Genomic DNA, 19689 nt, shown 5'->3' on the forward strand with positions numbered 1-19689 from the left:
GGGTAGGGAGAGGGCCCGGGTCCTGGGGACCGGGGCCTTCTCACGTGGAGCGAACGACGAGGTTCGAACTCGCGACCTCAACCTTGGCAAGGTTGCGCTCTACCAGCTGAGCTACGTTCGCACTGCGCCTGAGCGCGATGACAACTATACCCATCCCTGAGCCCGAGCGAAACGCACTGCCGCGTGACGGTTCTCCACACCCATTTTGGAGACCGCCGAGGAGAGGTAGTTGCGGACCGTTCCGGGCGAGAGCGAGGCCCGTACGGCGATCTCCGCGACGGGGGCTCCGTCCGCCGCGAGTTCCAGTACCTCTGCCTCCCGGGCGGTCAGCGGTGAGTCGCCGGCGGAGATCGCGTCGGCGGCCAACTCCGGGTCGACATAACGGTTTCCGGCGTGCACGATCCGGATGATCTCGGCCAGTCTGCGGGCGCTGAGCGTCTTGGGCACGAAGGCGCGCACTCCTGCGGCCAGGGCCCGCTTCAGATGCCCCGGGCGCCCGTGGCTCGTCACGATCATGGTGCGGCAGCCGGGCAGCCCGGCCCGGATGGATGTGGCCACGCTCACACCGTCCGCCCCCGGCATCTGGAGATCGAGGATCGCGACATCCGGCCGGTGGGCCAGGGCCATCGCGAGTGCCTCGGGCCCGGTCGCGGCCTCCGCGACCACCACGAAGTCGTCCTCCAGGGCGAGCAGCGCGGCGAGGGCGCCCCGGATCAGATGCTCGTCGTCGGCAAGGAGCAGACGTACCGGTGACGGCGAAGGTGACGGTGGTACGGGTTCGGCGGTCAACGTTCCTCCACGAGTTCCGGCATGGGCTCGTCCACCCGTCGCGGCGTGCGCTCCGGCATGGGCTGCGGCGTGCGCTCGGCCGGTGCGGTGGCCGGCACGGTCGCGGTGAGCCGGAAGAGCCCGGTCCCGGACGGCCCCGCCTCCAGCGAACCGTCGAGCGCGGCGAGCCGCTCCCGCAGCCCCGGCAGTCCCGAGCCCCCGGATGAGGGCCCCGCGTCGGGTACGCCGTCGTTCTCCACCACCAGTCGTACGGAGCACTCGTCCGCCGCGAGCCGGATCACGCAGTGGCGCGGGTCGCCGTGGCGCAGCACGTTGGTGGTCGCCTCGCGCACCACCCAGCCGAGCGCCGACCCGGCGGCGCCGGTCAGCCCGTCCGACGCCCGGTCCCCCTCGATCGAGCAGTCGATGCCGGCCGCCATCAACACCGCCCGGGCGCCATGGAGTTCGGCGCGCAGATCAGCCTCCCGGTAGCCGCGGACGACGTCGCGCACCTCCTGCTGGGAGGCCTGAGCGATCCGCTGCACCTCGACCATCTGGTCCACGGCCGAGGGCTTGCCGCGCCGGGCGAGTTCGACGGCGAGCTCGCTCTTCAGTGCGATCACCGCGAGGTTGCGGCCCAGCACGTCGTGCATGTCCCGACCGAACCGGAGCCGTTCCTCCGCGACCGCCAGGCGGGCCTGGAGGTCGCGGGCTTCCTCCGCCTGCCACATCACGCTCAGGCTCCACGCGGAGGGCCGTACCGCCAGCAGCATCAACAGCGCACTGAACAGCCCGGCACCCGCCACTCCTGCAAGCGTTCCACCGCGCACTCCTGCCGCCGCGAAGAGCCCGGCACCCACCGCCGCGTATGCCAGGCCGTGCAGCAGAAAGGTGCGGACCGGCACCAGGAGGATGTACGGGGTGACGAAGGCGATCGGCAGGTCGAGGGCGAACATCGCCAGCCCGCCACCGTCGATCCCGTGCGTGGCCGCCAGCGCCACGAGCAGCCCCAGCCCGGTGGCGAGCAGTACCCCCGGGACGGCCAGACGGCCGGCGGGGAAGGTGCCCTGCCCCAGGTAGGACCGGTGGGCCGGGCGGAGGTTGCGGTGCAGATACGCGCACTGTGCGGCGCAGACCAGGGTGAACAGGCCGCCCAGCGTCCACGGCAGCGGAGCGTGGCGCAGGTCCGCGAGGAGCGGGGTGATTCCCCAGGTGAGGAGGAAGAACCAGGGCATCGTCTCCAGCGTGGCCCGCTGGTAGAGGTCGATGCGCTGGAGTCTGCTGCGTCCGTGCCAGCGGCGCCGCCACTCCTTCGTACGCCGGATCACTGTCTCCCCGTCCCCCGTGTTGTCGCCGCCGTTGATCAGCGTCGTGGGTCCCACCGGAACCACCGCCGTCCAGCAAACACGGCGAACCCGGTCCACACCAGTGCCGAGACCGCCGCGCCCACGAGCGCACCCGCGGATTCGCCGCCCAGCCATCCGGCGCGGACGAGGGTCATCACCCCGGTCAGTGGCAGCAGTTCGCAGCATGCGGCCAGCCGGTCCGGGAGGACGGCGAGCGGGACGAAGAGCCCCGAGCCCATCCCGGAGGCGAGGAAGAACGGCAGGGTGGTGAGCTGCGCCGTCTGCACCGTGCGCGTGCCCGCCGAGGTGAGCGCGGCGAGCCCGGCCAGCAGGACGCAGCCCAGCAGCAGCCCCGCCACCAGCAGGGCGGGCTGCTTCGGCGCCCCCAGCCCCATGACGGCCCCGCCGACCGCCACGATCAGCGCGCTCTGGGCGAGCAGCAGGAGTGCGGCGGGCAGTGCCGTCGCGCCCAGGATCTCCAGGTCGCGGATCTCCCCGGTCCGCAGCCGCTTCAGCACCCGCTCCTCGCGCCGGGCGACGTACGTGGAGACCAGGTTCATGTGGACGACCTGGATCAGCGCCGCGCCGATCCCGCCGGTCAGAGCGACCCCGGCGACGGACAGCCCGGTGGGTCCGAGATCGACCCGGTCGAGGGAGGACTTGAGTGCGACCGTCATCGCCAGGGGCATCAGCAGCGCGACGAAGACCGCCGTCCTGTTCCGCGCGAGCAGGGTGATCTCGGCACGGGCAAGGGCGGCGATCCGTCCCCCCGCCGTGGAGCCCGCCGTGGAGCCCGTCGCGGACGCGCCCACGGGAGAGCCCGCCGCTGGGGAGTGTGACGCCGAGTCGCCCGCCGTGGCGCCCGCCGGGCGGTGCTCCGGGGAACGACCGCCGTGGTTCGTGGTGATCGTCATGCCGCCGCCTCCCGAACCCGCCGCGCCCCGGCCCGCTCCGAGCCCTCGCCGGCCGGCTCGCCACCGGTGCGCGCGATCTCCAGGAACGCCTCCTCCAGCGACCCGGACCGGGCGTCCAGCCCGTCGAGGGTCATGCCCTCCCCGGCCGCCCAGCGAAGGAGCGCGTGCAGCGAGTCCTGGAGAGCACGGGTACGGATCTCCACCTGCCGCCCCTGCGCAGTCGCTCCCGGACCGTGCCGGTCCACCGGCAGCCGGTCGACGGTGACCCCCTCGGGCAACCGGAACCGGATGCGGGCCGGCTGGCCGGCCGTCACCTCGGCAATCGTCCCGGAAGCCACGATCCGGCCGCCGTGCATGATCGCCAGCCGGTCCGCGAGGACCTCCGCCTCCTCCAGGTGATGCGTGGTCAGCAGCACGGTCGTACCTCTGTCCCGGAGGTTCCTGACGAGCTCCCAGGTGTCCCGCCGGCCCTCCGCGTCGAGCCCGGTCGTCGGCTCGTCCAGGAAGAGGACCTCCGGGCGGGCGACGAGGGCCAGCCCCAGATCGAGCCGCCGCCGCTCGCCGCCCGAGAGCTGCTTGACCCTGACCCCGGCCCGGCCGGCCAGGCCCACCAGCTCCAGAACCTCCCCGGTGGGCCGGGCACCGGTGGTGCACGCGGCCCACATCCGTACGGTCTCGGTCACCGTCAGGTCGGACGGGAAGCCGCCCTCCTGGAGCATCACCCCGGTACGGGACCGGACGGCGGCCCGCTCGCGGTACGGGTCGTGGCCGAGGACGCGTACGGTCCCGGCGTCCGGCACCGCGAGCCCTTCCAGCAGTTCCACGGTGGAGGTCTTGCCGGCACCGTTCGTGCCGAGCAGGGCGAAGAGCTCGCCGCGCGGTACGGAGAAGGAGATCCCGGAGACCGCTTCGAATCCGCCCGCGTACACCCGCCGCACCGCACGGGCCTCGATCACCGCCGTACCGACAGGGGTTGGCTCTCCGGCGCACTCGTCTCTGGTCATGCACCCCAGACTGGCCGGGGCCGGGACCCGGCGGCAGTGCGAGCCGTCACCATCCCGCATGACATCCGTCATGGACCGCCAGGCGAGGAGCCCGGACCAGCAGCCCCGGTGCGCGTAAGAAGAACAGGTGAGAGAAGCACGCGAGAGAAGCAGGCACGAAAAAGACCCCGGTCGAAAATCGACCGGGGTCTTTCTCTCGGAGCGGACGACCAGGTTCGAACTGGCGACCTCAACCTTGGCAAGGTTGCGCTCTACCAACTGAGCTACGTCCGCATTGCCTCCGCTCGGCTTTCACCGGGCGGCGCGTGCACCACTCTACCCGATCCACCGGAGTGGTCGGAAAGCGATGCAGAGCGGGTGACAGGAATTGCACACTGCGCCTCCCCCCTGGAAGGGGGGTGTTCTACTACTGAACTACACCCGCACGCTGCTGTGGTTGGGGCCTTTCGGCCTTGCCCCTTGGCGTGATCCAGACTCTATCCGAACTGCGGGGGTGCAGCGCAAGTCGGCTCCCCCGCGGATGTCGCGGCGAACTTCCCGCGCGGGCCGTCCCCGGGGGCCGGTGCCGGCCGCCGGGGACCCGCCCCGTCCTCAACTCGCTTGTTCGAAAGCCTCGTAGACCTTCTTCGGGATGCGTCCCCGGGCCGGCACCGCCATCTGGTGCGACCGCGCCCAGGCGCGGACTGCCGCCGGGTCGGGGGCGAGGGAGGTGTGGTGGTAGGAAACGGGAGTCTTGCCGTGCTTTCCGGCATTTGTCTGCTTTCGACCGGCCGCCATGTACGGGGCCAGGGTCTTCCGCAGTCTTTTCGCGTTGACGGGATTGAGATCGATCTCGTAGGACTTCCCGTCGATGGCGAAAGTGACCGTTTCTGCCGCCTGTCCCCCGTCGATGTCGTCGGAGAGCGTGACCACTACGCGCTGCGCCACGGATATCGGTCCTTTCCTGCGGCTCCCGCGCGTCTGAGGTGCGCGGACGCCGGCCTTCCGGCTGCCTGGGTTCTTTACGGTCGGATCAGGCCGGACTCGCGGGCTCCGGCCCGGCCCTCGGGGCCTGTATCGAGTCCCGGGCCAGGCTCGCCGCCTCGTGCGACTCCGTCTCCGGCGTTGTCGTCGGTAGCGAGGGCCCCATCGCTCCCTCCTCCGCCGTGGACGCGAAGCCGCGCGAGGCCGCTCGCTGATCCGGCCCAGAACTCAATACAGGCCCCAGGCGTCGGTGTTCCGGTGTTCCATGAGCCGTGATGCTTTCCCTGGTAATCATTTGTACAGCGGTGGTACGGCATTGTGAAGCCCGCGCAATTGTTTCGCGTGTCCGTCCGCAATCGATCCGGATTTTTTCCCGGAGTTTTCCCCGGAACGGTGGCGATCGATATCGGCGCGTGATCTCCGGAACCTTGTCTACCCGCGTAGAAATTTCCGCCAGGTACGCTGGCAGGACCCGCGGGGGTCTGGGGAACCCCCCGGAGACCCAGCCGCACCACACCATCGGGAGTGCCAGTGGCACGCGTCGTAGTCGACGTCATGCTCAAGCCGGAGATCCTCGACCCGCAGGGACAGGCGGTGCAGCGCGCACTGCCCCGTCTCGGCTTCGAGGGAATCGCCGACGTACGCCAGGGGAAGCGTTTCGAGCTTCAGGTCGAAGGGCCGGTCGACGACGCCGCCCTGGCCCGGATCAACGAACTCGCCGAGACCTTCCTCGCGAACACCGTCATCGAGGACTTCGTCGTGAAGGTGGAGTCCGAGGAGGCCGCGAAGTGACCGCTCGTATCGGCGTCGTCACTTTCCCCGGCACCCTCGACGACCAGGACGCGCTGCGCGCGGTCCGGGTCGCGGGGGCGGAGCCCGTATCGCTGTGGCACCGCGACAAGGACCTTCACCAGGTCGACGCGGTCGTCCTCGCGGGCGGGTTCTCCTACGGCGATTACCTGCGGGCCGGAGCCATCTCCCGCTTCTCGCCGGTGATGGAGACCATCATCGAGCAGGCGAAGGCGGGCATGCCGGTCCTCGGCATCTGCAACGGCTTCCAGATCCTGACCGAGGCGCACCTGCTGCCCGGCGCGATGCTGCGCAACAACCACCTCCACTTCATCTGCCGCGACCAGAAGCTGCGGGTGGAGAACACGGGGACGGCCTGGACCGCGGACTACGCGGTGGGCCAGGAGATCTCCGTACCGCTGAAGAACATGGACGGCCGGTACACCGCCGACGAGCGCACGCTCGACGAGCTGGAGGCCGAGGGCCGCGTCGCGTTCCGCTACGTCGACGTGAACCCCAACGGCTCGCTCCGCGACATCGCCGGCATCTCCAACGCCGCCGGCAACGTCGTCGGCCTCATGCCGCACCCCGAGCACGCGGTCGAGCCGCTGATCGGCACCGGCGGCACGGACGGCCTCGGTTTCTTCACCTCGATCATCAAGAAGCTGGTCAACGCATGAGCCTGGATACGGTCAAGCACGCGGCCGAGACCCCGGACGCCGGACAGCCCTGGAAGGAACTCGGCCTCAAGGAGGACGAGTACGCCCGCATCCGCGAGATCCTGGGCCGCCGTCCCACCGGTGCCGAGCTCGCCATGTACTCCGTGATGTGGTCCGAGCACTGCTCCTACAAGAGCAGCAAGGTCCACCTCAAGCAGTTCGGCGAGAAGGTCCCGGCCAACGACGCGATGCTCGTCGGCATCGGCGAGAACGCCGGTGTGGTCGACGTCGGCCAGGGTTACGCGGTCACCTTCAAGGTCGAGTCGCACAACCACCCGTCGTACATCGAGCCCTACCAGGGTGCGGCGACCGGCGTCGGCGGCATCGTCCGCGACATCCTCGCCATGGGCGCCCGCCCGATCGCGGTCGTCGACCCGCTGCGCTTCGGCGCGGCCGACCACCCCGACACCAAGCGCGTCCTTCCGGGCGTCGTCGCGGGCATCGGCGGCTACGGCAACTGCCTCGGCCTGCCGAACATCGGCGGCGAGGTCGTCTTCGACGCCTGCTACCAGGGCAACCCGCTCGTCAACGCCGGCTGCATCGGCGTGATGAAGCACGAGGACATCCACCTCGCCCAGGCGTCCGGCCCCGGCAACAAGGTCATCCTCTACGGTGCCCGCACCGGTGGCGACGGCATCGGCGGCGTCTCGGTCCTCGCGTCCGAGACCTTCGAGTCGACCGGCCCGGCCAAGCGCCCGGCCGTCCAGGTCGGCGACCCGTTCCAGGAGAAGCTCCTCATCGAGTGCACCCTGGAGATCTTCAAGGAGAAGCTCGTCGCGGGCATCCAGGACCTCGGCGGCGCCGGGCTCTCCTGCGCCACGTCCGAGCTGGCGTCGGCCGGTTCCGGCGGCATGCGCGTCGAGTTGGACACCGTGCCGCTGCGCGACTCCTCCCTCTCGCCCGAGGAAATCCTCATGAGCGAGTCGCAGGAGCGCATGTGCGCGATCGTCGAGCCGCAGCACGTGGACCGCTTCCTGGAGATCTGCGAGAAGTGGGACGTCATCGCCACCGTCATCGGTGAGGTGACCGAGGGCTCCCAGCTGGAGATCTTCTGGCACGGCGAGCAGATCGTGGATGTTCCGCCGCGGTCCGTCGCCCACGAGGGCCCGACCTACCACCGCCCGTTCGCCCGGCCCGAGTGGCAGGACGCGCTCCAGGCCGACGACGCCGGCAGGCTGGCCCGTCCGGCGAACGGCGACGAGCTGCGCGCGCAGGTGCTCCAGCTCGTCTCCTCGCCGAACCAGGCGTCCAAGTCGTGGATCACGGACCAGTACGACCGGTTCGTGCAGGGCAACACCGTGCTCGCGATGCCCGAGGACGCCGGCATGGTCCGCATCGACGAGGAGACCAACCTCGGCGTGGCCATGGCGACCGACGGCAACGGCCGCTACGCGAAGCTCGACCCCTACACCGGTGCGCAGCTCGCGCTGGCGGAGTCGTACCGCAACGTCGCCGCCTCCGGCGCCAAGCCCCTCGCGATCTCGGACTGCCTGAACTTCGGTTCGCCCGAGGACCCGGACGTCATGTGGCAGTTCGCCGAGGCCACCCGTGGTCTCGCGGACGGCTGCCTGGAGCTGGGCACCCCGGTCACCGGCGGCAACGTCTCGCTGTACAACCAGACCGGTGACACCGCGATCCACCCGACGCCGGTCGTGGCCGTGCTCGGTGTGATCGACGACGTCACCCGGCGCACCCCGGTGGCGTTCTCGCAGGAGGGGCAGCTGCTCTACCTGCTCGGCGACACGCACGAGGAGTTCGGCGGCTCGGCCTGGTCCGAGGTCGTCCACCAGCACCTCGGCGGCATGCCGCCCAAGGTCGACCTGGGCCGCGAGAAGCTGCTCGGCGAGATCCTGATCTCGGCCTCCCGCGACGGCATGATCGACGCCGCGCACGACCTGTCCGACGGCGGTCTCGTCCAGGCGGTCACCGAGTCCTGCCTGCGCGGCGGGTACGGTGCCCGGCTGGTCGTCCCGGACGGTCTGGACGCGTTCACCTTCCTCTTCTCCGAGTCGGCGGGGCGCGCGGTCGTCTCGGTGCCGCGCAGCGAGGAGCTCCGCTTCAACGACATGTGCGGGGCGCGGGGTCTGCCCGTCACCCGGATCGGTGTCGTGGACGGTGAGGAGATCGAGGTCCAGGGCGAGTTCAGCATCCCGCTGAGCGAGCTGCGGACCGCCCACGAGGGAACGATTCCGGCGCTCCTCGCCTGAGTCCTCTACGTCGGCGCACGTCATGCCGATGCCCCCGTCCGGTCCGCCGGGCGGGGGCATCGCGCTGTTCCCGGACGGTCGGGCCGACGCGCCCACGGGTGTGGGGACCGGCTTCGCCGACGGATCCTCCGGGTGCGGACCGGGCAGCCGTACGACGAGGACCATGACTCCTCGGGCCGCCCGGAACACCACGTTCGCTGAGGGGGACCCCGCCGGGAGCCGTACGCTCGACGGCATGCCGCCGACCCGCAAGCGCGCCCGCCGCTACGACCCCGACCGCACCCGTACCGCCGTACTGGCGCAGTTCGCCCAGGTCGGGCGGGCGGTCGCGGGGTTGACCCCCGACCAGCTCGCACGGCCCACACGGCTCGGCGACTGGACCGTGCGTGAGCTGGCCGTCCATCTCGCGACGGGGCTCTCGGCCGTCTGCCGGAACCTGGAGCTGCCGGAGCCGCGCGGCGCGAAGCCGGAACTGGCCCCGGTGGAGTGGCCGTTCACGACCGCGGGGCGGGCGGGCGCCATCGACGAGGACACCCGCGCCCTCGCCGCCGCCGGCCCTGATCCGGCCGCCCTGTACGCGGAGGTGGCGGCCCGCTTCGAGGCGGTGGTGGTGCCGGCCCCGGCCGACCGCCTGCTGCCGACCCGGGCCGGCTCGATGCTGCTGGGCGACTACCTGGTCACCCGGACCGTCGAACTGATCGCGCACACGGACGACCTCAACGCGGCGACCGGCCTTGACATCCCGTACGACCGGCAGGCCCTGGCCGCCGCCACCCGACTGCTCGCGGACGCCCTCGCCGAACGGGCACCCGGAGGTTCGGTGGAGGTGCGCGTCCCGCCGTTCGCGGTGGTCCAGTGCATCGGCGGACCCCAGCACACCCGCGGCACGCCCCCCAACGTCGTGGAGACCGACCCGCTCACCTGGATCCGGCTGGCGACCGGGCGGACCGGCTGGGCCGAGGAGCGGGAGGCGGCGCGGGTCTCGGCGAGTGGGGAGCGGGCCGACCTCGCGGGCCTGCTGCCGCTCATGGGATGAAGCCGGTGACGCGGACGGGCCGATCGCTGATCGTGAGGGGTCCCTCGTGGACCGGAGCATCCCGCCGCCCGCCGTCAGGAGCGGGCGGCGGGACGGGTCTCATGCCGGGTACGGCAGCAGCTCCGCGTTCGTCCGCTCCCAGAACGCCCGCAGCTCCGCCAGCAACTGCGGCTCCTCGGCGGCCCGGTTCGCCTGCTCCCGCTGGTCCTCGCGCAGGTTGAAGAGCTGGTCGCCGCCGGTCTTGCCCCGGTAGTACTTCCAGTCGCCCCGGCGCACCGCGCGTTCGCCGCGCACCCGCCAGAACAGCTCGCGCTCCGCCACCTGTTCGCCCCGCAGCAGATAGCCGCCGAGGCTGGTGCCGTCCAGCGGGTACGCGGGGGCCGGGCGGGCGCCCGCGATCTCCAGCAGCGTCGCCGTCCAGTCCGGCGAGAACACCGGCAGGTCGCTGACTTGCCCGGCGTCGATCCGGGCCGGCCAGCGCAGCAGCGCGGGCACCCGGATGCCGCCCTCCTGGAGCGAGCTCTTGTTGCCGGAGAGGGGCCACTGGTAGGAGAAGCGCTCGCCACCGTTGTCACTGGCGAAGAAGACCAGGGTGTCCTCCTCCTGCCCCGACTTCTTCAGCGCGTCGAGCACCTTGCCGACCGAACGGTCGAGGTCCTCGACCATCTCCTTGTACTTCTCCACCGATCCGCCGTCGTTGTGGAAGAGGGCGGCGACGTTGCCCGACTTGATCTTCCGGACGACCTCCGCGCTCTCCTCGGTGTCGCCGTCCGCGATCCACGGCCAGTGCGGGGTCGTGAAGTTGAGGTTCAGCAGCCACGGCTTGTCGTGGTCGCGCTGGACGTACTCGCTCGCCCGCTCGGTGAGGATGCGCGTGTAGTAGCGGAGGTCCTTGTACTCGGCGTCGCCCTCGTAGAGGTCGTACTCGCCGCCGAGGCCGAGCTTGGAGTAGTACTCCAGCGCTCCGCCGAAGTTGCCGAAGAACTCGTCCCACCCCGACTTGGTGGGGCTGTAGTCCGGCAGGTAGCCGCAGTGCCACTTGCCGATGAGGGCGGTGGCGTATCCGGTGCCGCGCAGCAGCGAGGCGAGCGTCGGGTGCGTCGGCTCCAGGCCGACCGACCGGTCCGCGATCGGCTCGGCGAGCCCGCCCTTGGTGCGCCCCGGGTAGCGGCCGGTGTAGAGGCTGAAGCGGGTGGGAGAGCAGGTGGCGGAGCCGGAGTACGCGTCGGTGAACCGCACGCCCTGGCGTCCGAGGCGGTCGAGGTGGGGCGTCTCGATGTGCGGGGCGCCGTAGGAGGAGAGGTCGGCCCAGCCCAGGTCGTCGCCCAGGATGAAGAGGATGTTGGGGCGGCGGGAGTGCTTGCCGCGCGCCGCCCGGAAGGGCTTCTCCCGCGCCTCGGGCTTCTGCGGAGCGGCGGCCGGGGCGGCGGACGCGGGTCCGGCCGACAGGCCCACGGCCGCGGTGGCGGCGGTCGCGCCGGCGGCGGTGGTGAAGGCGCGGCGCGAGAACGAGCCGGACGGCTCGGCGGAGCGGGGATTCGGGTTCTGGGGGGAAGACATGGCGACTCCGGGCACGGGGTCCCCGCAGGGCGGCCGGGTGCGCCGAGGCGCACCCGGGCCCGGTGCGGGAACGGGCGGGGAAGCAGAGGGAAGGAGGCAGGGACACCGGACCGGCACCGGACCGCATCGGAGGCACGGGCGGCACCGGAGGCACGGGTGGTTACGGATCACCCGGTGGGCGGCCGGAAGGGAAGCGCGGGCCGGGAGGCGCGGCCGGGAACCGCGACAGGGCGCGGACGGCGGACGGCGCGGCGGTCCGGCCGATCAGGAGCTCAAGGGCTCAGGAGCAGCGACAGATGGCGCTCGCCAGGCGTCCCAGATCGACGTGGCGGCGCTCCACGAGCGTGACCGAGAGATCACCTAGGGGCTGCATGGGCCTGGAGCCTGCCGCCTGGTCGTGCCCGTGTCAACGATCGTCTCGCTGTACGGACGCGGGTACCGGTATCCGGACGAGGGTCGCCGCTCGGGGCGGTCGGCGGGGCCGCCGGAGCCCGCCGTTCGCCCCGCACAGTGTGAGGCTCGACACGGAACGGGCGGTCGAAGGGAGCCTTCGGCCGCCCCAGGGTCCGCCTCACCCAGAGCAACAAAGGGGAGCGGGCCGCCGGCGCGCCCGCCGGCCCCGCCATCGGCCCCCAGGGGCCGCAGCGCTGGGATGCGGCCGTTACGCCCTTCGGTGGTCACCGCCCGGGGGCGTAACGGTGATCACTCCCGGTGATCGACAGGATCGTCCGGAAACGGACTTCCCGCTCCGCGTCCGCGCACGTCCGGGCGGCTCCCACCACAGGTGCGGGACCCCCACCGAATTCGGACCAGTGGTCGACCTCGCCTACACTCGGTGGCGTGCCTCGTGGTGATGGACGACTCAACCACGACCTGCTCCCCGGCGAGAAGGGCCCCCAGGACGCTTGCGGCGTCTTCGGTGTCTGGGCTCCCGGCGAAGAGGTCGCCAAGCTCACCTATTTCGGACTGTATGCCCTGCAGCACCGTGGACAGGAGTCCGCGGGCATCGCAGTGAGCAACGGGTCCCAGATCCTGGTCTTCAAGGACATGGGACTGGTCTCGCAGGTCTTCGACGAAACGTCTCTGGGGTCGCTCCAGGGCCATATCGCGGTCGGTCATGCCCGCTACTCCACCACCGGTGCCTCGGTGTGGGAGAACGCGCAGCCGACGTTCCGTGCCACCGCGCACGGCTCGATCGCCCTCGGCCACAACGGCAACCTGGTCAACACGGCCCGTCTCGCGGAGATGGTCGCCGACCTGCCGCGCAAGAACGGCCGCTCCACCCAGGTCGCCGCGACGAACGACACCGACCTCGTGACCGCGCTGCTCGCCGAGCAGGTCGACGACGAGGGCAAGCCGCTCACCATCGAGGAAGCCGCCACCAAGGTGCTTCCCCAGGTCCGCGGCGCCTTCTCGCTGGTCTTCATGGACGAACACACCCTCTACGCGGCCAGGGACCCGCAGGGCATCCGCCCGCTGGTCCTCGGACGCCTGGAGCGTGGCTGGGTCGTCGCGTCGGAGTCCGCCGCCCTCGACATCTGCGGCGCCAGCTACGTCCGCGAGATCGAGCCGGGCGAGCTCGTCGCCATCGACCAGAACGGTCTGCGCACCTCCCGCTTCGCGGAAGCGAAGCCCAAGGGCTGCGTCTTCGAGTACGTCTACCTGGCCCGCCCCGACACCGACATCGCCGGGCGGAACGTCTACCTCTCCCGCGTCGAGATGGGCCGGCGCCTCGCCGCCGAGGCCCCCGTCGAGGCGGACCTGGTCATAGCGACACCGGAGTCCGGCACCCCTGCCGCGATCGGTTACGCCGAGGCCAGCGGAATCCCGTTCGGTGCCGGGCTGGTCAAGAACGCGTACGTCGGCCGGACCTTCATCCAGCCCTCGCAGACCATCCGTCAGCTGGGCATCCGTCTGAAGCTCAACCCGCTCAAGGAAGTCATCAAGGGCAAGCGCCTGGTGGTCGTGGACGACTCGATCGTCCGCGGCAACACCCAGCGCGCGCTGGTCCGGATGCTCCGCGAGGCCGGTGCCGCCGAGATCCACATCCGGATCTCGTCCCCGCCGGTCAAGTGGCCCTGCTTCTTCGGCATCGACTTCGCGACCCGCGCCGAGCTCATCGCCAACGGCATGTCGGTCGACGAGATCGCCACGTCCATGGGCGCCGACTCGCTGTCGTACATCTCGCTCGACGGGATGATCGAGGCGACGACGATCCAGAAGCCCAACCTCTGCCGCGCCTGCTTCGACGGTGAATACCCGATGGAGCTCCCGGACCCGGAGCTGCTCGGCAAGCAGCTGCTGGAGACCGAGCTGGCCGCCGGCCCCGCCGCCACCGCGGCGGCCGACGCGCTGCGTCGTCCGTGATCCGGACCGACCGGCGTTCCCTCCAGCCCCGTATTCCCACACGAAAGATCCCGGGCAATGTCTGAGACAACAGGTGCTTCCTACGCTGCGGCCGGCGTCGACATCGAGGCCGGCGACCGCGCGGTCGAGCTGATGAAGCAGTGGGTGAAGAAGACGAAGCGCCCCGAGACCGAGGGTCTCGGCGGGCTCGGCGGATTCGCCGGACTCTTCGACGCCTCCGCGCTCAAGCGCTACGAGCGCCCGCTGCTGGCCTCCGCCACCGACGGCGTCGGCACGAAGGTCGACCTGGCGCGGCAGATGGGTGTCTACGACACCATCGGCCACGACCTGGTGGGCATGGTCGTCGACGACCTCGTCGTCTGCGGCGCCGAACCGCTCTTCATGACCGACTACATCTGCGTCGGCAAGGTGCATCCCGAGCGTGTCGCGGCGATCGTGAAGGGCATCGCCGAGGGCTGTGTCCTCGCAGGCTGCTCCCTGGTCGGCGGCGAGACGGCCGAGCACCCCGGACTCCTCGGCCCGGACGACTTCGACGTCGCCGGCGCGGGTACGGGCGTGGTCGAGGCCGACCGCCTGCTCGGTCCCGATCGCATCCGCGAGGGTGACGCGGTGATCGCCATGGCGTCGTCCGGTCTTCACTCCAACGGGTACTCGCTCGTGCGCCACGTGGTCTTCGACCGGGCCGGCTGGACCTTGGACCGTCAGGTGGAGGAGTTCGGCCGGACCCTCGGCGAGGAGCTCCTGGAGCCCACCCGGATCTACTCGCTGGACTGCCTCGCCCTCACCCGTACGACCGAGGTGCACGGCTTCAGCCACGTCACCGGTGGCGGTCTGGCGAACAACCTGGCCCGGGTGATCCCGGACGGGCTGCACGCCACGGTGGACCGGTCCACCTGGACCCCGGGCGCGGTGTTCGACCTGGTCGGCAAGGCCGGCAAGGTCGAGCGGCTGGAGCTGGAGAAGACGCTGAACATGGGCGTCGGCATGATCGCGATCGTCCCGGCCGACTCCGTGGACGTGGCACTGACGACGCTGGCCGACCGCGGGGTCGACTCCTGGATCGCCGGTGAGATCACCGACCGCGGCGACCACGCCACGGGCGCCGAGCTGACCGGCGACTACGCCCGCTGATCACCCGCGGGCACGCTGCGAGGGGGCGGGGCAGGGCGACAGGGATCGCCCGCCCGCCCGGCAGCCGACGCCTGACGGCCGTCCGGCCATGCCTCGCGGACACCCGGCGGACACCCCGCGATTGCCGTACCGCCCAGCCGGTGTCCGGACGGCGGTACGGGCGCTCGGGAGCTCGAACGTCCGTGGACGCCACGGCCCGATCGTGACCGGACAGCACAGAACCCGGTCCGGGCGGACCCGGACCGGGTTGTTGTGTCAGCGCGAGGTCAAGCGCCGCGGCGCTGGGACGAGGGACCGGACTCTTCGTCCTCGTCCTCGTCGTCGTTGTAAAGATCCGCGTACTGTGCGTACGGGTCATCGTCCTCGTCGTCGTCCTCGAACGGCTCGGCGTTCGGTGGCTGACTCGAAGGTGATGCGCCCAGCTCATTGGCCAGACGGTTCAGGTCGGTTCCGCCGCTGCTGTACTTCAGCTGGCGGGCGACCTTTGTCTGCTTGGCCTTTGCCCGGCCGCGCCCCATGGCTCGACCCCCTCGGTGACGGGGCTCGACGGCCCCAGAGTCTTGACACGCGTTCATGTTTCGGGACGGCCTCTCGGATGAGAGTCCGTGCCCGTAGAGCTTCAACGGTACCTGCTTCCGTGGCCATACGGTACGCCGCCCGCGTCTTGCGCCTCGGTGCAGGACCAAGGAGGTGCTCCGTCCTCGCTGGTCAACTGCGATTTTAACCTCTTCTCGGCGTTCGACCCGCCGACCGGCGTGAGTCTTGTCTCGCCAGGCACCCGCGGGCCCCGCCGACCGGGGCGTACATGCCGTTCCGGTCGGCGGGCGGTCGCTCAGGCGCGCGGGAGACGGACGGCCCCGGCCATCCTCAGCTCGGCGATCCGGTCCGCGGCCGCGGCCGGCGGGATACCGTCCGCCTTCGCACGTGCGAACAGTTCCAGCGTGGTGTCGAAGATCTTCGCCGTCTTCGCCCTGGCGCGCTCGAAGTCGAAACCATGCAGTTCCTCGGCGACCTGGATCACGCCACCGGCGTTCACCACGTAGTCCGGCGCGTAGAGGATCGCGCGGTCCGCGAGGTCCTTCTCCACCCCCGGGTGCGCGAGTTGGTTGTTGGCCGCGCCGCACACCACCTTCGCGGTGAGCACCGGCACGGTGGTGTCGTCCAGCGCGCCGCCGAGCGCGCACGGGGCGTAGATGTCGAGCCCCTCGGTGCGGATCAGCGCGTCGGTGTCCGCCACCACGGTGACCTCGGGGTGGGCGTCGGTGATCCGGCGCACCGACTCCTCGCGCACGTCGGTGACCACGACGTCCGCCCCGTCCTCCAGCAGGTGCCGGACCAGATGCCGGCCGACCTTGCCGACGCCGGCGATGCCGACCTTGCGGCCGCGCAGGGTCGGATCGCCCCACAGGTGCTGGGCCGAGGCCCGCATTCCCTGGAAGACGCCGAACGCCGTGAGCACCGACGAGTCCCCGGCGCCGCCGTTCTCGGGGGAGCGCCCGGTGGTCCAGCGGCATTCGCGGGCGACCGTGTCCATGTCCTCGACGTACGTGCCGACGTCGCAGGCCGTGACGTAGCGTCCGCCGAGGGAGGCCACGAACCGGCCGTAGGCGAGCAGGAGTTCCTCGGTCTTCACGAGGTCCGGGTCGCCGATGACGACGGCCTTGCCGCCGCCGTGGTCGAGCCCGGCCATGGCGTTCTTGTACGACATCCCGCGCGCGAGGTTCAGCGCGTCGGCGACGGCGTCCGCCTCGGTGGCGTACGGGTGGAAACGGGTGCCGCCGAGGGCGGGGCCCAGGGCGGTGGAGTGGAGGGCGATGACGGCCTTGAGGCCGCTGGCCCGGTCCTGGCAGATGACGACCTGCTCATGGCCGCCCTGGTCCGAGTGGAACAGAGTGCGCAGCACGTCCGCGGGCGCGGCGGGTGCGTCAGGTGCGCCGGTCACATCGGTCACGGTGGTGACTCCCAAGTACGAAGCGGCAGAGGGGCCTTCTGAGGGTGGGAAAACCCCGGCGGACCGGCGGGGCCGGCCCGTTCGGTCCGAGCGTAGGCGCTGCCTCCGCGCGGATCGCCTCTCTGCCGTGGATCACCCCCCGAGGGAGTACGGGCGTGACACGATCAGCTTCATGTCGGTGGTGTCTTCAGTGCTCGTCCCTTACACGTCCTATCTGCGGGTGTACGAGCCCTTGGCCGCCTTCCCGGAGGCCGAGCGCGCGCACTGGACGCGCTATGCGCAACGCTCCGAGTTCCCCACCGTGCAGGACGAACTCCGGCGCTCACTGGCGGACTTGGTCCCCACTCCACCGGTCGGGGTGAGTCCCCACGAGAGCGCCGACGCCTTCGTCGCGGAGATCGACGGGGTGGTCTGCGTCTGCCCGTGGCGGACCCGGCTGCGCGGATGGCTGGCCCTGGAGGAACTAGAGGGTCTGTTTCCGGCCAATGTGCTGGACGCCGTGCTGCCGGCGGTCGTCCGGGAACAGCAGGTCGCCGACCACGAGCGGTGGCAGCACCGGAACCCGGACGCACGGCCCTGGATCAGGACGGCGGTCTGGCACGTACCGGTCCGCTGGTTCGTGCTCTTCGCCGACGGGGAGCGCGAGTACACGGCTCCGGACGGCGAGGGCGGACCGGCGTCGCTGCGGTACCGGACGCCCATGGTGGAGGCGCGGCGCAGGCTGGCGCGCGGGCTGCGGACCCTGCGCGAGACCGTGGACGACGGTCCGTTGGCGGACGGGCTGGTGGATGTGGGCCGCTGGCTGGAGGAGTTCCACCCCCGGTCGCTGGTCGAACTGGACTACGGGGGCCTGGTGCACGCCGTACCGGCCGCGCGGCTCGCCGAGGACCGGTCGGCCGCGGACGTGGCCGAGGGCATCGGGGCGCTGCGCGACGGCGACAACGACCGTGCCGCGGTGGCGTACGGCCGGCTCGCGGAACGCTGGCGCGCGGTGCGGGACCTCCGGTCCGCCAACTGACGAGCGGGTCCGAGGGCCGCGCCCCGGCCGGTTCACGGGTTCGCCGCGGCTTCCGTCGGCATGACCGCCGGTCGGCCTGTCCACAGGACGCGACTTCGTGAAGTGAACGGTGAAAGGGCTGTCCGGCGTCAACATGTGTCGGCGCACCTCCCCACCAATGGATGCGAATCGGAACACGGCGGCATGAAAGGTCTGAACCGGGGCAACCTCATGCCGAGGCGGTCGCAAGCAGCCCAACCGGATGGAATCGTGCCAAGGTGCGCCAACCGCCTTCTTTGCCAGGAAGGCCGGCCGTGCGGTCGGCCGCGACCGGGAAGGGAGTCGAGGGAGCCGATGATCCGCGACGAGACGCGCGAGCAGGCGCGCGAACCCACGGGAAACACCGAGGAGCGTCCGGCCGGGACGTGATCCGCCGAGCGCGGGTCGCGGGGCCTGCGCAGTCCGGGCCGTTCCGCAGCCCGACTGACGGTCCGTCGGGCGGGTCCCCCGGGGCGGGAGAGTCGGGTGTGACGGGAGGCTACGTCCAGCGCCCTAGGTCTTACGTCCTGAACCGGTCCATTGGTCGCAAGCGTGACGGACGGCACTAAGGGCGCCCTTGCGCCCATCCCTACCCCTCGTGCCAAAATAGGACAAGGAGTCCGGGGAGGACTCTGTCCGTCCAACTATGGGCGGATTGCTCTGTATTACGCGCTATGGGGGGTCTAGTGGCTCCTGATTGCTCTGTGACTGATCGTTACTGACGCGTGACTGTCCGCTATGGCATGGTCCATCGGCATCCGTCGCTGATGAACACCTGGGAGGGCAATTCCATCGGTTTGGCCGACGCGGCTGGACGGATGGTGTAGTTGTAGTGCCGAGGACAAGCCGTTCGTCCTATAACCGACTCGGCCCCCGTTCACCATTTCGGGCAACGTGGGCCAAGGTGCAGAATTTAGAGGAAAGAACCGAGATGGTTCGGTTCTCCCGAGGAGGCCGCTCATGACCGCTCGCACCCCTGATGCCGAGCCGCTGCTGACCCCGGCTGAGGTTGCCACGATGTTCCGCGTGGACCCGAAGACGGTCACCCGTTGGGCCAAGGCTGGCAAGCTCACGTCCATCCGCACGCTCGGTGGACATCGCCGGTACCGCGAGGCAGAGGTCCGCGCACTGCTTGCGGGTATTCCGCAGCAGCGCAGCGAGGCCTGAAACACCCCTGTCGCCGCATCACGACCGGGCAGCTGACGGCCCCCCAACCGCAGCCGCTCACCCATAGCTCCATACGACGGGCGCCCGCCCCAACGGGCGTCATACCTGTGCGATACGGGCACGTCGTCAAGATCGCGCTGGACTCCGCCGGGTCCAGCGCGATCTTTTTTTGTGCCCGGGAGGTGCCCGGAAGTGCCCCGGTGGCCGGGCCGCAGGCATGTGCGGCCGTCCTGACCTGCCGGTACGTGCGTCCGGTACGTGCGGCCCTGACGGGCCGCCGGTTCCCGCTCCGGCGTACGCCGGGCGCCTCCCCGTGGGGCCTTCCGGCCGTTTCCCGGGTCTCTCCGTACGACCTGCCGCGTCGCTTCCCGGCGGAGGCGCGTGGGGTGTGTGGGCAGGTGTGGGGTTCTGTGTGCGAGCCGGTGAAGGACTCTGTCCGGAGGCGGGGGAGCTACCCGTACGGGCCGGGAGAAACCGGAGGGATGGATTCCATAGGAGCCCCGGAGAAGGGTGCAATTGCACATATTAAATTCGACGGTTGTATGGGGAGGGTAAAGTCACCCTGTCCAAAAACTGGTTCGGTGACTCCCGTCACACTGCCTGCCGCTTGCCAACATCCAGCCTGCCACTACGGGGAGGTGGCAAACTTCGCCGATGGTCATGGGGGGCGGGGACTTTCGGCCTTCGCTCCGGTGGTCTCCGCGCCGTCCTCGGCGCCCAGCGCTCCCCGC

At 70.8% G+C, this 19689-nt stretch carries 17 protein-coding genes and 3 tRNA genes; 8 read left to right on the forward strand and 12 right to left on the reverse strand.

Annotated elements, in window-relative coordinates; genetic code table 11:
• Nucleotides 1-45: 45 nt before the first annotated feature.
• From ACFWEP_RS16525 to ACFWEP_RS16560, 8 genes are all read right to left on the reverse strand, one after another.
• Nucleotides 46-121, reverse strand: a tRNA-Gly gene (locus ACFWEP_RS16525).
• A 23-nt stretch (nucleotides 122-144) separates the two neighbouring features.
• A complete protein-coding gene (locus tag ACFWEP_RS16530) occupies nucleotides 145-789 on the reverse strand; it encodes a DNA-binding response regulator (RefSeq protein WP_387370806.1) in 645 nt (214 codons plus the stop codon).
• Complete coding sequence (locus ACFWEP_RS16535; RefSeq protein WP_387370808.1) at nucleotides 786-2150, reverse strand: sensor histidine kinase; 1365 nt, start codon at nucleotides 2148-2150, stop codon at nucleotides 786-788. Before ACFWEP_RS16535 ends, ACFWEP_RS16530 begins: the two co-directional genes overlap by 4 nt.
• Entirely contained in the window at nucleotides 2132-3028 is an 897-nt protein-coding gene (locus ACFWEP_RS16540) for an ABC transporter permease (RefSeq protein ID WP_387370810.1), read from the reverse strand. Before ACFWEP_RS16540 ends, ACFWEP_RS16535 begins: the two co-directional genes overlap by 19 nt.
• Nucleotides 3025-4032, reverse strand: coding sequence for an ABC transporter ATP-binding protein (locus tag ACFWEP_RS16545; protein WP_387370812.1), 1008 nt, complete (start codon nucleotides 4030-4032; stop codon nucleotides 3025-3027). Before ACFWEP_RS16545 ends, ACFWEP_RS16540 begins: the two co-directional genes overlap by 4 nt.
• Before the next feature lie 200 nt (nucleotides 4033-4232).
• Nucleotides 4233-4305, reverse strand: a tRNA-Gly gene (locus tag ACFWEP_RS16550).
• 79 nt (nucleotides 4306-4384) lie between these two features.
• Nucleotides 4385-4456: transfer RNA gene (locus ACFWEP_RS16555), tRNA-Gly, on the reverse strand.
• A 167-nt stretch (nucleotides 4457-4623) separates the two neighbouring features.
• Entirely contained in the window at nucleotides 4624-4959 is a 336-nt protein-coding gene (locus tag ACFWEP_RS16560) for an Lsr2 family protein (RefSeq protein WP_387370814.1), read from the reverse strand.
• Nucleotides 4960-5526: 567 nt separating this feature from the next.
• Here ACFWEP_RS16560 and purS point away from each other — a divergent pair.
• The 4 genes from purS to ACFWEP_RS16580 all read left to right on the forward strand — a co-directional run bounded on the left by purS (nucleotide 5527) and on the right by ACFWEP_RS16580 (nucleotide 9746).
• Nucleotides 5527-5787 carry a phosphoribosylformylglycinamidine synthase subunit PurS gene (gene purS / locus ACFWEP_RS16565; protein WP_266706271.1) on the forward strand — a complete coding sequence of 87 codons (261 nt, stop codon included), beginning with the start codon at nucleotides 5527-5529 and terminating at the stop codon, nucleotides 5785-5787.
• Nucleotides 5784-6464: a phosphoribosylformylglycinamidine synthase subunit PurQ gene (gene purQ, locus ACFWEP_RS16570; protein WP_387370816.1), complete on the forward strand. Its 681-nt coding sequence runs from the start codon at nucleotides 5784-5786 to the stop codon at nucleotides 6462-6464. The genes purS and purQ overlap by 4 nt, the downstream gene beginning before the upstream one ends.
• On the forward strand, nucleotides 6461-8710 hold the full coding sequence (gene purL / locus ACFWEP_RS16575) for a phosphoribosylformylglycinamidine synthase subunit PurL (protein ID WP_387370818.1): 2250 nt from the start codon (nucleotides 6461-6463) through the stop codon (nucleotides 8708-8710). Before purQ ends, purL begins: the two co-directional genes overlap by 4 nt.
• A gap of 235 nt (nucleotides 8711-8945) precedes the next feature.
• Complete coding sequence (locus ACFWEP_RS16580) at nucleotides 8946-9746, forward strand: sterol carrier family protein (RefSeq protein WP_387370820.1); 801 nt, start codon at nucleotides 8946-8948, stop codon at nucleotides 9744-9746.
• A 99-nt stretch (nucleotides 9747-9845) separates the two neighbouring features.
• On the opposite strand, the gene ACFWEP_RS16585 is transcribed toward ACFWEP_RS16580, so the two are convergent.
• Nucleotides 9846-11306 (reverse strand): sulfatase, encoded by a 1461-nt coding sequence (locus ACFWEP_RS16585; RefSeq protein ID WP_387370822.1) that lies wholly within the window; start codon nucleotides 11304-11306, stop codon nucleotides 9846-9848.
• Between the two features lie 280 nt (nucleotides 11307-11586).
• Nucleotides 11587-11679: a putative leader peptide gene (locus ACFWEP_RS16590; RefSeq protein WP_327269069.1), complete on the reverse strand. Its 93-nt coding sequence runs from the start codon at nucleotides 11677-11679 to the stop codon at nucleotides 11587-11589.
• A 467-nt stretch (nucleotides 11680-12146) separates the two neighbouring features.
• Between ACFWEP_RS16590 and purF the strand changes: the two genes are divergently transcribed.
• Nucleotides 12147-13673 carry an amidophosphoribosyltransferase gene (purF, locus tag ACFWEP_RS16595; RefSeq protein WP_328720761.1) on the forward strand — a complete coding sequence of 509 codons (1527 nt, stop codon included), beginning with the start codon at nucleotides 12147-12149 and terminating at the stop codon, nucleotides 13671-13673.
• 57 nt (nucleotides 13674-13730) lie between these two features.
• On the forward strand, nucleotides 13731-14804 hold the full coding sequence (purM, locus tag ACFWEP_RS16600; RefSeq protein ID WP_387370824.1) for a phosphoribosylformylglycinamidine cyclo-ligase: 1074 nt from the start codon (nucleotides 13731-13733) through the stop codon (nucleotides 14802-14804).
• 266 nt (nucleotides 14805-15070) lie between these two features.
• On the opposite strand, the gene ACFWEP_RS16605 is transcribed toward purM, so the two are convergent.
• Both ACFWEP_RS16605 and ACFWEP_RS16610 read right to left on the reverse strand, forming a co-directional pair.
• A complete protein-coding gene (locus tag ACFWEP_RS16605; RefSeq protein WP_328720763.1) occupies nucleotides 15071-15322 on the reverse strand; it encodes a DUF3073 domain-containing protein in 252 nt (83 codons plus the stop codon).
• Nucleotides 15323-15636: 314 nt separating this feature from the next.
• Nucleotides 15637-16755: a Leu/Phe/Val dehydrogenase gene (locus tag ACFWEP_RS16610; protein ID WP_387370826.1), complete on the reverse strand. Its 1119-nt coding sequence runs from the start codon at nucleotides 16753-16755 to the stop codon at nucleotides 15637-15639.
• A 172-nt stretch (nucleotides 16756-16927) separates the two neighbouring features.
• Between ACFWEP_RS16610 and ACFWEP_RS16615 the strand changes: the two genes are divergently transcribed.
• Together ACFWEP_RS16615 and bldC are read left to right on the forward strand one after the other, a co-directional pair.
• Entirely contained in the window at nucleotides 16928-17773 is an 846-nt protein-coding gene (locus tag ACFWEP_RS16615; protein ID WP_387370828.1) for a hypothetical protein, read from the forward strand.
• Between the two features lie 978 nt (nucleotides 17774-18751).
• Nucleotides 18752-18958: a developmental transcriptional regulator BldC gene (gene bldC / locus ACFWEP_RS16620; protein WP_003949541.1), complete on the forward strand. Its 207-nt coding sequence runs from the start codon at nucleotides 18752-18754 to the stop codon at nucleotides 18956-18958.
• The last annotated feature ends 731 nt before the right edge of the window (nucleotides 18959-19689 follow it).

Source organism: Streptomyces sp. NPDC060198 (assembly GCF_042728415.1).
GTDB lineage: Bacteria > Actinomycetota > Actinomycetes > Streptomycetales > Streptomycetaceae > Streptomyces.